This is a genomic window from Paracoccus luteus (assembly GCF_004522155.1).
Classification (GTDB): domain Bacteria; phylum Pseudomonadota; class Alphaproteobacteria; order Rhodobacterales; family Rhodobacteraceae; genus Paracoccus; species Paracoccus luteus.
The window spans coordinates 249,633-262,983 of the sequence record NZ_SDEA01000003.1 but is presented as its reverse complement, the minus strand read 5'-3'; the positions used below and the strand labels follow the sequence as shown (position 1 = coordinate 262,983).

Below are 13,351 nucleotides of genomic sequence, written 5' to 3'. Positions count from 1 at the left end.
GGATCAGCCCGCGGCGGCAGCCTGGGCGAGGGGCGCGAAATTGTCGGGATGCGCCGCCAGAAAGGCGGGATGCGCCGCGCAGGACCGCGCCACGATCGAAATGCGCGGCAGGTGGTCGAAGGAAACACCCCAGCGGTCGGCGTTGTAAAGCTGCGGGATCAGCACGCAATCGGCAAGGCCGGGCGCGTCGCCGTGGCAGAACCGGCCGGCAAAGCCCGGATGATCCAGCATCCGTTCGAACGCGGAAAGCCCGCGGCCGATGTTGTCGCGGTTCCATTCGGCGCGCGCGTCGGCGCCCGCCAGCGCCTCGACCCGCGCCAGCACCGCGAGGTTGGACAGGGGGTGAACCTCGCAGGCGATGGCAAGGGCCAGCGCGCGGACATGGGCGCGGGCTGGCGCGCCTTGGGGCAGCAGCGGCGGGGCGGGGCGGGTTTCGTCGAGATAGTCGATGATCGCCAGCGATTGGGTCAGCACGAGGCCGTCGATCTGCAGCGCGGGCACCAGCCCCTGCGGGTTGACGTCCAGATGCGCGGCCGCGCGCTGCTGGCCCGCGACCAGATCGACCGGAACGCGGCCATAGACGATGCCCTTCAGCGCCAGCGCGATCCTGACCCGATAGGATGCCGACGACCGCCAGTAATCGTGCAGCACCACGCCGCCGGTCCCTTCCGCCACGGCCCCAACCCCCGGCATGGTCATTCCGCCGCCGGCAGGATCTGCCCGGTGCAGGGGCCGAAGCCCACCCGATAGCCGTCGCCCGCGGCGTGGGCGTAAAGCCCGATCTCGTCGCCGTCCTGAATAAAGGTCCGGGGCTGGCCGTTCACCGTCACCGGCACCTTGCCGCCCTGCGTCATTTCCAGCAGCGCCCCGGTCTGGTCCGGCGACGGCCCGGAAATCGTGCCGGTCCCCAGCAGGTCGCCCACCCGCATCGGGCAGCCGGACTCCGTGTGATGGGCCAGTTGCTGGGCACTGGACCAATACATGACGTTATAGTTCGTGCGCGCCATGTCCTGGCCGTTCATCGTCCAGCCGACGGTCAGGTCGTAAAAGCCCGGGCGGCTTTCCTGCAGATAGGGCAGCAGCGGGTTGTCGCGCGCCGCCCCCTCGCAGCGGAAGGGTTCCAGCGCGGCCTGCGTCACGATCCACGGGCTGATCGTGGTGCCAAGCGCCTTGGCCTGGAACGGCCCCAGCGGCTGGTATTCCCACGCCTGCACGTCGCGCGCCGACCAGTCGTTCAGCAGCACATAGCCGAAGATCATCTGCTCGGCCTGCTCGACGCCGACCCGCTCGCCCATCGTGCTGTCCGCCCCGACGATGGCGCCCAGCTCCAGCTCCAGGTCCAGCCTGCGGCAGGCGGTCCATTCCGGCCCGCTCTCGCCCCGGACCTGCCCCATCGGGCGGCGGATCGGGGTGCCCGACACCACCACCGACGAGGCGCGGCCGTTATAGCCGATGGGCATGTGCGTCCACTGCGGCGGCAGCGCGTTTTCCGGGCCGCGGAACAGCACGCCCACGTTGAAGGCGTGGTTCTTCGAGGCGTAGAAATCCGTGAACTCGGTCACGCGGACCGGCAGGTGCAGCGTGGCCCCGGCCATCGGGACCAGCGGCAGGGTGCGGTCGCCGCCCTCGCTCAGCAACTCGGTCAGCCGCGCCCGGACCCCGGCCCATGCGTCGCGGCCAAGGGCGATGAAATCGTTCAGATCAGACCGTGCAAAGGTGCCGCTTGCGTCGATCAGGCCGCGTTCCTCGCAGGCGGCAAGATCGACGATCATGTCCCCGATGGCCGCCCCGCAGCGGCGCGGGCCGTTCCCCGTCGAGAACACGCCATAGGGCAGGTTCTGGATGGGAAAGTCGCACCCCTTTTCGTTCGCCGATGCCACCCAGCTTTTCAGCGTCGCCGCCCCGTTGTCTGCCGCCATGTCCAGTCCTCGCATTGCCCATCCGTCCCCGCGCCGGCACGGCCGCGGGAGGTCATCTGTCGTCGTTGGTGATCGTCCGGGGACGGCGCGCTATTTGACGCCCGGCGTCCCGTCGAACTTTTTCTCCAGCCGGTTCCAGACCTCGATGTATTCCTTCTGCATCGGGGCCTCGTTCGCGGCGAACGCGGTCAGGTGCTGCGGAAAGCGGGTCTCGAACATGAAGGACATCGTCTCGTCCAGCTTCTCGGGCTTAAGCTCGGCGTTCGACGCGCCCTCGAACGCGTCGCGGTCGGGACCGTGCGGCAGCATGCAGTTGTGCAGGCTCATGCCCCCCGGCGCAAAGCCCTGCGGCTTGGCGTCATAGATGCCGTAGATGTTGCCCATCAGCTCGGACATGATGTTCTTGTGATACCACGGCGGGCGGAAGGAATGTTCCGCCACCATCCAGCGTTCGCGGAACAGCACAAAGTCGATGTTGGCCGTCCCTTCCTGCCCCGAAGGCGCGGTCAGGACGGTAAAGATCGACGGGTCGGGATGGTCGAACAGGATCGCGCCGACCGGCGAATAGGTGCGCAGGTCGTATTTATAGGCGCAATAATTGCCGTGCCACGCCACCACGTCCAAGGGCGAATGGTCGATCCAGGTCTCGTGGAACTGGCCGCACCACTTGATGACGACGCGGGATTTCGCGTCCCGATCCTCGAACGCGGCGACCGGGCACTTGAAGTCGCGCGGGTTCGCCATGCAGTTGGCGCCGATGGGGCCGCGGCCGGGCAGGTCGAACTTTTGCCCATAGTTCTCGCAGACAAAGCCGCGGGCGGGGCCTTCCAGCACCTCGACGCGGTAAACCAGCCCGCGCGGGATGATCGCGATTTCCTTGGGTTCAAGGTCGATCACGCCCAGTTCTGTGCAAAAGCGCAGCCTGCCCTCCTGCGGGACGACCAGCAGCTCGCTGTCGGCCGAGAAGAAATATTCGTCCTGCATCGAGCGGGTGACCAGATAGACGTGGCTGGCCATCCCCACCTGGATGTTGACGTCGCCCGCGGTGGTGATCGTGCGCATGCCGGTAATCCAGGTCAGGTCGGCGTCGGCGGCAGGCATGGGAACGGGATCCCAGCGATACTGGCCCAGGCTGGTGACGTTCGGCAGCACGTTGGGCGCGGTTTTCCAATATGGCACCTCGATCGCGCTGAACCGCCCCGTGTGATGCACCGAGGGGCGGATGCGATAGCACCAGGTCCGCTCGTTCTGGCCGCGCGGCGCGGTGAAGGCGGTGCCCGAAAGCTGTTCGGCATAAAGGCCATAGTTGACCTTCTGCGGGCTGTTCTGCCCCTGCGGCAGCGCGCCGGGCAGCGCCTCGGTTTCAAAGTCGTTGCCGAAGCCGGGCATATAGCCCTCGACGGTGCCCGTGGTCACGGTGCCCCGCACCAGCCCTTTCGGCAAATCATGGGTCGTCATGCCTGGTCCTCCGCCCCCCGGGGTGTTCATCGCTGATGCAACGATATCCGTTGCAGACGCAACGATGTCAAGCCCGCGTCACTCGGGCGGCGCGGTTTCCCCGGACCCGCCCGGACGCGGAAAGGCGGTGCCGTGCCCGGCCTCGGGCTGGGTCACGCTTGCGATGGCGCGGTCAAGGGCGGCGATGCCGCGCAGCAGCGCCTCGCGGTCGGCGGGCGGCATGGCGTCAAGGATTTCCTGCGCGCGGGCCTCGACCTCGGCAAAGGCGCGGGTGAACAGCGCCTGTCCCGCGTCGGTGATCCGGTAGTCGCGCAGGCGGCGGTCTGACCCCAAGACCGAGCGGGTGATCAAGCCCTTGGATTCCAGCCGCGAGGCGGCGCGGCTGACCTGCACCTTGTCCAGCGACGTGCGCTGCGACACCTGCAGGGAATCGAGCATCCCCGCATCCTCAAGCAGGAACAGCAGCCGCCATTCCTCGCGCGACAGCCCGTGGGTGCGGCCATAAACGGCGACCAGCTGGCGGGAAAACGCCTCGGCCGTGACCGCCATCCGATAGGGAAAGAACGCTTCGATCTTCATGGGCGGCCCGTGGTGGCTGGGGTGATTTCAGTCGCAACGATGCCTGCTTGGTGCCGGAAATCGCCCGCGCCCGTCAAGGGACGGCGGCCGAGCGACGAGCCCCCCGTCCGCGCCGCCCCTCTCACCACAGATAGGCGGGGCCGCGGATGGTCCAGCCCTCGTCATGGCTGCGCGGATCGAACGCGTCGGACTGCGCGGCCCGCACCCCGCCCCGCGTGGGCAGGCCCTCGGGAGTCCGCGCCGCCCCTCTCACCACAGATTGGCCGGCCGCGGATGTTCCCGCCCTCGTCATGGCTGCGCGGTTCGAACGCGTCGGACTGCGCGGCCAGCATCTCGCCCCGCGTGGGCAGGCCCTCGGACGGTCGCGCCGCCACCCTCACCACAGATTCGCGGGTCCGCGGATGTTCCAGCCCTCGTCATAGCTGCGCGATTCGAACTCGTCGGATTGCGCGGCCAGCATCTCGCCCTGCGTGGGCAGGCCCTCGGGCGGGCGGCGGTCGGCCCAGATGCGCGAGCGCATGATCGCGCGGGTGCATTGCATATAAACCTCGGCCGTCTGCACGATCATCACCGTGCGCGGCACCAGCGCGCCGGCGGTGGTGCCGCGGGCAAAGCTGTCGCGGAAGGCGGGGTCCGCCGTCACGCGGGCGATGCCGTTGACGCGGACCACGTTGCCCGAACCGGGCACCATGAACATCACCGCGATGCGGTCGTCGTGGACCAGGTTGCGCAGCGTGTCGATGCGGTTGTTGCCCACCCAGTCGGGGATCGCCAGCGTGCGTTCGTCCAGCACGCGGGCGACGGGGCCATCGTCGCCGCGGGGCGAGGCGTCGGTGCCGCCCGGCCCGACGGTCGAGATCACGCAGAACGGCGCCGCCTCGATCCAGCGGCGATAGGTCGGGGTCAGCCAGGCCGACACCTTGGCGACGGCGGCCTTGACCGGCTCGCCATAGATCGCCTCAAGCTCGGCTTCGCTGCTGATGAACTGCATGGACACGTTCCACCCTGGCGGTTGCGGGCGGGACCGAAGGCCCCGCCCCGTGGGGTCACTTCACGGCTTCGGCGGTGGCGTTCGCCTGCGGCCAGATCAGCTGGTTCACGCCGCTTTGGACCTGGGCCACCGGCAGCGGCAGATATTCGCCGCCGCCGATGACGGTGTGGTCCTCGGGGTCGAACTTGAACCGCCCGATCAGGCAGTTGTAGTCGGTCGCCCCGATGGCGTCCGACACCGCCTTGGGGTCGGTGCCGCCCGCGGTTTCCAGCGCCCGCAGCCCGATCATCATCGTGCAATAGCCGTGCGCATGGCTATAGGTGGCGGGGTTGCCGAACTCGGCCTGGATCTTGTCGTCGAACGCCTTGTGGGCGGGCACCACGTCGGGTGCGAACTGCAGCGAGGTCCAGATCAGCCCCTTGCCCGCGTCGCCGACCTGGTCCATGAACTCGGGCTTGGTCGGGTAATAGATCGCCATGTGGCGGCCGGGCATCGCCTGTTCGGCGATCTGGCGGACCAGCGACACGCCCGAGTTGACGGCGGTGAACACCGACAGCGTCAGGTCGGGCGCCGCGCTTTTCAGCTTGGTCAGCTGCGGATAGAAATCCGTGCTGCCCGCGGGCACGGCCTCGGTGGCGACGACGGTCCAGCCGTCGGCGGTGAACAGCTCGGTGATCGTGTCGGCGTTGGAATGGCCATAGTCGGTGTCCTCGATCACGAAGGCCAGCTTCTTGCCGCCCTCGGCGATCACGCCGTTTTCCAGCGCCCATTTGACAAAGTCGTGGACCGTCTCGCCATAGGCGCTGCTGTTATAGTTGCCCTTCCAATACAGCGCGTATTTCTCGGGGTCGGATTTGACCTTGTCGGCGATCAGCGTGCTGACCGGCTCGGCGCTGAGGATCGGCAGGTCGAACTGGGGCGAAAGCTCCATCAGGGCCATCGTGACATGGCTGTGCAGCGCGTCGCCGATCAGCAGCTTGATGCCGTTGCGGGTGATCAGGCGCTGCGCGGCGCTGACGCCCACCTCGGGTTTCGAGTTGTTGTCCTCGACCGTCAGGGCGACGGTCGGGTGCGCGCCGCCGGGGGTGACATAGTCGGCCTTGCCCTCGTTCCATTCCTTGACGGCCAGCATGAACCCCTGGCGCAGGGCCTCGCCCGAGTTCGCGGCGGGGCCGGTCAGCGGCGCGATGGCGCCGACGGGGATGTCCTGCGCGGCGGCGGTCAGCGGCGCGGCGAAGGACAGCGCAAGCGCGCTGGTGGCGAGCAGTCGTCTCAGCATGGCGGCAGTTCCTCTGTTGGTTGATGTTGGTTGTCAGGCCGCCCGGCGGCGTCCGATCAGGGCCAGCCATCCCGCAAGGCCCCGCGGCGCGCCCAGCACGAACAGCATGACGATGCCCCCGTAAAGCAGCATCCGGTAATCCCCGAACTCGCGCAGCGCCTCGCCCACAACGGTCAGCAGCAGCGCGCCCAGGATCGGGCCGGTGAACCGCCCGACGCCGCCCACGATGATCATCGCCAGCAACGTCACCAGCATCTCGGGGCCTACGGTCGATGTGGGCGTGAGGATCTGGATGTAATGGGCATAAAGCGCCCCGCTGAGGCCGACGATCGCGGCGCTGAAGGCAAAGACGCCCAGCTTCCAGCGGGTCAGGTCCACCGCAAGGCTTTCCGCCGCCAGTTCGGAATCGCGCATCGCCACCAGCGTCAGCCCGATGCGCCCGCGCAGCACCACCAGCAGCAGCGCGTGGACCCCGGCAAAGAACGCCAGCGCCAGCAGATACGACCCGAAGGGCTTGCCGGTCCCGAACTCGACCACGGTGCCGCCCAGGTTCAGCGCGGGCATCGCGTCGATCCCCCAGAACCCAAGCTCTCCGCGGGTCCAGTCCTTGAGGTTGGCCAGCACCAGCCGGATGATCTCGGCAAAGGCCAGCGTCACGATGGCCACATGCGGCATCGAGCGGATGCGCAGGATCGGCACCCCGATCAGCAGGCCCGCCAGCGCCGCGATCCCCGCGCCGACCCAGATCGTGGCCCAGGGCGAGACGCCGGCGTAATGCGACAGCATGGCCGAGCCATAGGCCCCCAGCGCAAAGAACGCGTGGTGGCCCAGCGTCTTCAGCCCCAGGATGCCCAGCGTCAGGTTCCAGCCCGACGCGAAGATCGCGAACAGCAGGAAGATCGTCAGCACGTGCAGGTAATAGGGGTTCGTCACCACGAACGGGATCACCGCCAGCACGGCGATCAGCAACAGCAGGGTCAGGGCCGGGCGGCGGCCGAGCATCTCGGTCATGGATCAGCCCTCCCGCGTGCTGAAAAGGCCATAGGGCCGGACCCAGATCACCGCGATCAGCAGCCCGAACGAGATCACGTCCCGCCATTCGCTGGACGTCAGCGTGACGCCAAAGCTTTCGATGATGCCCAGCAGGAAACCGGCCAGGATCGCGCCGCCAAAGCTGCCCAGCCCGCCCAGGATCACCACGGCGAATGCCTTGAGGATATAGGGCACGCCCATCCACGGGTTCACCGACAACAGCGGCGCCAGCATGATCGCGCCCACGGCCGCAAGACCCGCCGACAGCGCAAAGACCATCGTGTGGACGCGCGCGGCGGGGATGCCGAACGCCTCGGCCGCCTCGGCGTCCTGCGCCGTGGCGCGGATCATCTGGCCGAACCGCGTGCGATACAGCAGCAGGGCCGACAGCCCCAGCGCCACCAGCGCCACGATCAGGATGGCGATGCGCTGCCACGGCATCCGCACCGGCCCCAGCACCAGCACGCCGTCGAAGAAATAGGGCAGGGCGCTGAACCCCTCGCCCCAGATCAGCTGCGCCGCGCTTTGCAGGAAGATCGACAGGCCGATGGTCGCGGCGATGATGCGGAACGACCAGTCCTCGCGCGCAAGGATGGGCGCGATGACCGCGCGCTGCATCACGACGCCGCCCGCCATGACCAGCAGGATCGCGCCAAGCGCGGCCAGCCACAGCGGCAGCCCCGCCGTGGTGGACAGGATCAGCGCCGCATAGGCGGCCAGCATCATCGCCTCGCCGTGGGCAAAGTTCAGCACCCGCGTCGTGCCATAGATCAGCGCGATCCCCGACCCGATCAGCGCATAGATCGCCCCGGTGATCAGCCCGTTCAGCAGCGTCTCGATCAGGATCGCGCCGGTCATGCGGCGGCCTCGCCCAGATAGACGCGCCGGATCTCGGGGTGGTCCAGCATCTGCGTGCCGGAACCGGTCAGCACCACGCGCCCGGATTCCAGCAGATAGCCGCGGTGGCTCAGCCCGAACGACAGCTTGGCGTTCTGTTCGTTGAACAGGATCGCCACGCCGCGGTCGTTGATCTCGCGCATCAGGGCAAAGACCCGCTGCTGCAATGCCGGCGACAGCCCCAGCAGCGGCTCGTCCATCAGCAGCAGGCGCGGCTTGGCCATCAGCCCGCGGGCAATGGCCGCCATCTGCTGCTGGCCGCCGCTAAGACGGCCCGCGGTCGCGTCCATGTGCGGGCGCAGTTCGGGAAACAGCGACAGCACCCAGTCCATCTGCCGCCGGATCTCGGCGCGGGGCAGGACAAAGCCGCCGATCTCGATGTTCTCGCGCACGCTCATGCGGGGGAACAGGCGGCGGCGTTCCAGGACGATGCTCATCCCCGCGCCGACGCGCGCGGTCGCGGGCGCCTGCGTCAGGTCGGCGCCGTCGAACATCACGCGCCCGCCGCTGGGCCGCTTGAGGCCCATCGCGACCTTCAGCACGGTGCTTTTGCCCGACCCGTTCGGCCCCATGACGGCGACGACCTCGCCCGGGGCGACGGTCAGCGACAGATCCCACAAGACCTGCGCCGCGCCATAGCGCACGTCGATCCCGCTCAGCTCAAACATGGGCGTCCCCCAGATAGATGTCGCGGACGCGCGCGTCGGCGGCGACCTGCGCCAGGCTGCCCGAGACGAGCTGCTCGCCCTGATCCAGAAACAGCGCCTCGTCCACCAGCGCGCCCAGGAAATCCATGTGGTGTTCGACCACCACCATCGTCAGCCCGCGTTCGGCGTGCAGCGCGCGGATCGTCTCGACCAGACCGGGGATGGACGGGCGGTCCACGCCGCCCGTCACCTCGTCCAGCAGCAGCAGCTTGGGCCGGGTGGCCAGCGCGCGCGCCAGTTCAAGCCGCTTGCGCTGCCCGGTGCTGAGGCCCGATGCGGCGTCGTCGATCTTGGCCCGCAGGCCGACGAAATCGACGTATTCCGCCGCCGCGCCATGCGCCTGCCGCATCGCCATACCGGCGGCGGTCAGCGCCACCATGACGTTCTCGCGCACCGTCAGGCTGATGAAGGGCTGGGTGATCTGGAACGTGCGCGCGACGCCCGCCCGGCTGCGCGCGCTGGTGGCGTCGCCGGTCACGTCGCGCCCGTCGAAGGTCACGCGGCCGGTGGACGGGCGGACCGCCCCGGCGATGACGTTGAACAGCGTGGTCTTGCCCGCGCCATTGGGTCCAAGCAGCCCCAGCGACGCATTGCGCCGCAGGTCCAGGCTGATCCCGTTCAGCGCGGTCAGCCCGCCAAAGCGGACGGAAATGTCCTTCAGTCGCAGCAGGTTGGCGTCGGTCACGCAGGATTTTCCTTGTCTTGCGGAAACACTAGAGGTTGACCCCCCGCATGCAAGGCGTTTTCGTGCGGTCCTGCGACGTCCGCACGATGCCGGTCCGCGACAGCCCAAATCAGCAGCAGAAAGTGCCCCGATGCGCGCCTTTTACCACCCCCGGCAGGCGGCGCATGATCCGCAGCAATACATGCGCTTCGGCCGCGTCGTCGCGCCCAAGGATCTGCCCTGCCGGACCGACCGCCTGCTGGACGCGCTTGCCCGCCGCGGCATCCGTCCCCAGGCGCCTGCCGAAACCGGCTGCGACCCGGTCCTGCAGGTCCACGATGCCGGCTTCGTCGCGTTCCTGCGCACCGCCTGGGACCAGTGGCAGCAGCTTCCGCCCGAGCGCGGCCCCGAGGTCTGGCCCGCCACCTTCCCGTATTGGAGCGCGCGCCCCGACCAGCCGGTGCGCCCGCCCCCCCGGCCCACGGGTCTGTTGGGGCGCATGGGGTGGTATCTGGGCGACCTGTCGGTGCCGGTCGGTCCCGACACCTGGCTGTCCACCTTGCGGTCGGCCGAGACGGCGGTCGCGGGCGCCGACGCGATCCTGGGCGGCGAGGACAGCGCCTTTGCGCTGTGCCGCCCGTCGGGCCATCACGCGCGGGCCGACCGGGCGTCGGGGTTCTGCTATCTGAACAACGCCGCCATCGCCGCGCAGCGGCTGCGCCAGCGGTTCGGGCGCGTGGCCGTGCTGGACGTGGACGTGCATCACGGCGACGGGACGCAGCAGATCTTCTATGGGCGGGCGGATGTGCTGACCGTGTCGATCCACGGCGATCCGGGGGATTTCTATCCCTTCTACACCGGCTATGCCGACGAACGCGGCAGCGGCGCGGGCGAGGGGTTCAACCTGAACCTGCCGCTGCCGCACGGCGCGGCCAAGCCGCAGATGATGGCCGCGCTGGCGACCGCCGCTGGCGCGATCCGCGACTTTTGCGCCGAGGCGCTGGTGCTGTCGCTGGGCTATGACGCGCATAAATCGGACCCGATCGGCGTCCTGCGGCTTGAGTCCGAGGATTTCGGCGACATCGCCGCCGCCGTCCGCGCCATCGGCCTGCCCACGCTGATCGTCCAGGAAGGCGGCTATGCCGTCGAGGTCATCGGCGACTGCCTGCACGCCTTCCTGGCCGGGTTCGACGGCTGAGAGCGGGGGGGACCGCTGCGCGCTGCCCTTGCAAGGCTGACGTGACAGGGCGCGGGCAGCGGCGCGGACCGGGGCGAGATGGTTGCGCGATCCCCCGCCGCAAGGCTGTCGTGAGGCGGCGGGCGGGGGAGGCGACGACCCGGGGTGATCGGCCGCGCGCTTCCGGCGGCAAGGCTGTCGTGAGGCGACGCGCGGGCAGGCGGGCACCGGGAAGGACCGGCGCTTCCCCCGGCGGCAGGCTGTCCCGATGCAGCGTGCGGGTCGCGGCGCGGATCGGTCGGGACCGGCTGCGCGCCGCCCGGCGGAAAGGCTGTCGTGCGGGGGCAGCGGCGCGGATCGGCCGGGACCGACTGCGCGATCCGATGCCGTGCGCGCGCAGGCGGCCCGGATCGACCGGGACCGGCTGCGCGCACTCCGGCGGAAAGGCTGTCGCAAGGCGGCGCGGGGCGCAGGTCCGGCCTTGGCCGATGCCCGCGCGTCCTTCAGCGTTTCGGCGGCTTGCCTTGGCCCTTGGGCTTGCCCGCGCCGCCCGGACCCTTGGGCCGGAACGGCGCGCGGGGCTTGGGCGCGCCGCCGGGGTCGGATTTCCACGCGGGCTTGCCGGGCTTGCCCGACGCGGCGCGGTGGGGGGGCGTGTCGGCCTGCGTCGCGCGGGGCTTGGGGCCGGGCTTTTTCGCCGGGAAACTTTTTCGCGCGTCGTCCTGTCCCACCGGGGCGCTGCGGTCCCTCGCGGGGCGCTTCGGCCGTTCGGCATCGCCGCCCGTGGCCGCATGCGCCCTGCCCATCTCGCCGTCCTGCCGGTCGTCGGGGGTCCAGCGGGGGCGCGGCGCCTCGGCCTCCGCCACCGCTGCGCGGGGTGCGGGGCGGGGCGCGGGGCGGGGGCGGGGCGCGGGGCGCGCGCCGCGTTCGTCCAGCGGCGGCTCGCCGTTCAGGCGGCGCATGGCAAGGCCCGGCTCAAGCTCGACCCCCTGGCCGAACCGGGGGGCGAGGGCGGCCGCGATCTGGACATAGCTTTCGTCCTGGCGCACCCGGATCGCGCCGATGCCGTCGCGGGTGATGCCGCCCGCCTCGCAGATCTTGGGCAGCAGCCATCGCGCCTCGGCGCGGCCGGTGTGGCCGACCGACAGCGCGAACCAGACCGCCTCGCCGAACTCGCCGCGCTCGCGCGGGGCGGCGGGGGCGCCGGGGCTGGCGGGCGGGTCCGCCAGCTCCTCGGGGGCGGGGCGGCCTTCGCGCCACAGGCGGATGAAGGCGGCCGCGACCTGCTGCGCGCCGAACCGGTCCAGCAACTGGTCGGCGGCGGCGGTGTCCTCGTCGGGGGCGGCGGTCAGGGCGGGATGGTCCAGCATGCGCTGGTCGTCTTGCGCGCGCACATCCTCGGACGAGGGCGCCGGCCCCCATTCGGCCTGCACCCGCGCCTGCGCCAGCAGGCGCTGCGCCTTCTTGAACTCCGCCGGGGGCACGATCAGCGCCGACACGCCCTTGGCCCCGGCGCGGCCGGTGCGGCCCGAACGGTGCAGCAAGGTGTCGGCGTTGGTCGGCAGGTCGGCGTGGATCACCAGTTCCAGCCCCGGCAGGTCGATGCCGCGCGCGGCCACGTCGGTCGCCACGCACACCCGCGCCCGCCCGTCGCGCAGCGCCTGCAGGGCGTGGGTGCGTTCCTGCTGGCTCAACTCGCCCGACAGCGCCACGGCCTTGAAGCCGCGGTTGCCCATGCGCGCCAGCAGGTGGTTCACGTTGGCGCGCGTCTTGCAGAAGATGATCGCCGTCCGCGCCTCGTGAAAGCGCAGCAGGTTGAAGATCGCGTTCTCGCGGTCGCGCGACGCCACGCTGATCGCGCGATACGCGATGTCGCCGTGCTGGCGCGCCTCGCCGGTGGCGACGATGCGCAGCGCGTCGCGCTGGAACTCGGTCGCCAGTTTCGCGATGGCCGCGGGCACCGTGGCCGAGAACATCAGCGTCCGCCGGTCGGCGGGGGCGGATTGCAGGATGAACTCCAGGTCCTCGCGGAAGCCCAGGTCCAGCATCTCGTCCGCCTCGTCCAGGACGCAGGCGCGAAGCATCGACAGGTCAAGGCTGCCGCGTTCGATGTGGTCGCGCAGCCGGCCGGGGGTGCCCACGACGATATGCGCGCCGCGCGCCAGCGCCCGGCGTTCGGTGCGATAGTCCATGCCGCCGACGCAGGTCGCGATCTGCGCCCCGGCGCTGGCGTAAAGCCACCCCAGCTCGCGCGCGACCTGCAGCGCCAGTTCGCGCGTCGGCGCGATGGCCAGCGCCACCGGCAGGCCGCCCAGCGGCAGGCTGTCGCCGTCCAGGATGTTCGTGGCGATCGCCAGCCCGAAGGCGACGGTCTTGCCCGACCCGGTCTGGGCCGACACCAGGATGTCGCGCCCCGCCGCATCGGGGGCGAGGACCGCCTGCTGCACGGGGGTAAGGGTGGAATAGCCCTTGTCGGCCAGGGCCGCGGAAAGCGGCGCGGCAAGGTCAAAACTGGTCATCGTGTTCGCCTGAAGGGGTGCCGTGCACCGATGGACGGCACCTGTCCCCTGCGATCGCCCCCTATGGCGACCGCGCCGGAGCGTCTGGCCGAAAGGACCGCCCATAGCGGCTGCGCGCGCCCGAGTCAA

At 70.1% G+C, this 13,351-nt stretch carries 13 protein-coding genes; 1 reads left to right on the top strand and 12 read right to left on the bottom strand.

Annotated features, from left to right (window positions below; all coding sequences use genetic code 11):
- Window positions 1–3: 3 nt before the first annotated feature.
- The 11 genes from maiA to EPA64_RS06140 all read right to left on the bottom strand — a co-directional run bounded on the left by maiA (window position 4) and on the right by EPA64_RS06140 (window position 9,547).
- Window positions 4–675 carry a maleylacetoacetate isomerase gene (gene maiA / locus EPA64_RS06185; RefSeq protein ID WP_246026636.1) on the bottom strand — a complete coding sequence of 224 codons (672 nt, stop codon included), beginning with the start codon at window positions 673–675 and terminating at the stop codon, window positions 4–6.
- Between the two features lie 20 nt (window positions 676–695).
- A complete protein-coding gene (fahA, locus tag EPA64_RS06180) occupies window positions 696–1,919 on the bottom strand; it encodes a fumarylacetoacetase (protein WP_134725358.1) in 1,224 nt (407 codons plus the stop codon).
- Between the two features lie 90 nt (window positions 1,920–2,009).
- Window positions 2,010–3,377: a homogentisate 1,2-dioxygenase gene (gene hmgA / locus EPA64_RS06175; protein ID WP_134725357.1), complete on the bottom strand. Its 1,368-nt coding sequence runs from the start codon at window positions 3,375–3,377 to the stop codon at window positions 2,010–2,012.
- Window positions 3,378–3,455: 78 nt separating this feature from the next.
- Window positions 3,456–3,956, bottom strand: a complete 501-nt coding sequence (locus EPA64_RS06170) for a MarR family winged helix-turn-helix transcriptional regulator (RefSeq protein ID WP_134725356.1) — start codon at window positions 3,954–3,956, stop codon at window positions 3,456–3,458.
- A gap of 121 nt (window positions 3,957–4,077) precedes the next feature.
- Window positions 4,078–4,209 (bottom strand): hypothetical protein, encoded by a 132-nt coding sequence (locus EPA64_RS16890; RefSeq protein ID WP_281278547.1) that lies wholly within the window; start codon window positions 4,207–4,209, stop codon window positions 4,078–4,080.
- A 123-nt stretch (window positions 4,210–4,332) separates the two neighbouring features.
- Window positions 4,333–4,947 carry an MSMEG_1061 family FMN-dependent PPOX-type flavoprotein gene (locus tag EPA64_RS06165; RefSeq protein ID WP_134725355.1) on the bottom strand — a complete coding sequence of 205 codons (615 nt, stop codon included), beginning with the start codon at window positions 4,945–4,947 and terminating at the stop codon, window positions 4,333–4,335.
- A gap of 55 nt (window positions 4,948–5,002) precedes the next feature.
- Window positions 5,003–6,226, bottom strand: coding sequence for an ABC transporter substrate-binding protein (locus EPA64_RS06160; protein ID WP_134725354.1), 1,224 nt, complete (start codon window positions 6,224–6,226; stop codon window positions 5,003–5,005).
- Between the two features lie 33 nt (window positions 6,227–6,259).
- The gene (locus EPA64_RS06155) at window positions 6,260–7,237 is read right to left on the bottom strand and encodes a branched-chain amino acid ABC transporter permease (RefSeq protein ID WP_134725353.1); all 978 of its coding nucleotides are present in this window, start codon (window positions 7,235–7,237) and stop codon (window positions 6,260–6,262) included.
- Between the two features lie 3 nt (window positions 7,238–7,240).
- Window positions 7,241–8,116, bottom strand: a complete 876-nt coding sequence (locus tag EPA64_RS06150; protein WP_134725352.1) for a branched-chain amino acid ABC transporter permease — start codon at window positions 8,114–8,116, stop codon at window positions 7,241–7,243.
- Window positions 8,113–8,823: an ABC transporter ATP-binding protein gene (locus EPA64_RS06145; RefSeq protein ID WP_134725351.1), complete on the bottom strand. Its 711-nt coding sequence runs from the start codon at window positions 8,821–8,823 to the stop codon at window positions 8,113–8,115. The genes EPA64_RS06150 and EPA64_RS06145 overlap by 4 nt, the downstream gene beginning before the upstream one ends.
- Entirely contained in the window at window positions 8,816–9,547 is a 732-nt protein-coding gene (locus EPA64_RS06140) for an ABC transporter ATP-binding protein (RefSeq protein WP_134725350.1), read from the bottom strand. Before EPA64_RS06140 ends, EPA64_RS06145 begins: the two co-directional genes overlap by 8 nt.
- A 130-nt stretch (window positions 9,548–9,677) precedes the next feature.
- Between EPA64_RS06140 and EPA64_RS06135 the strand changes: the two genes are divergently transcribed.
- Entirely contained in the window at window positions 9,678–10,724 is a 1,047-nt protein-coding gene (locus tag EPA64_RS06135) for a histone deacetylase family protein (RefSeq protein WP_134725349.1), read from the top strand.
- 482 nt (window positions 10,725–11,206) lie between these two features.
- Here EPA64_RS06135 and EPA64_RS06130 read toward each other — a convergent pair whose 3' ends face one another.
- Entirely contained in the window at window positions 11,207–13,222 is a 2,016-nt protein-coding gene (locus EPA64_RS06130; RefSeq protein WP_134725348.1) for a DEAD/DEAH box helicase, read from the bottom strand.
- Window positions 13,223–13,351 lie beyond the last annotated feature (129 nt).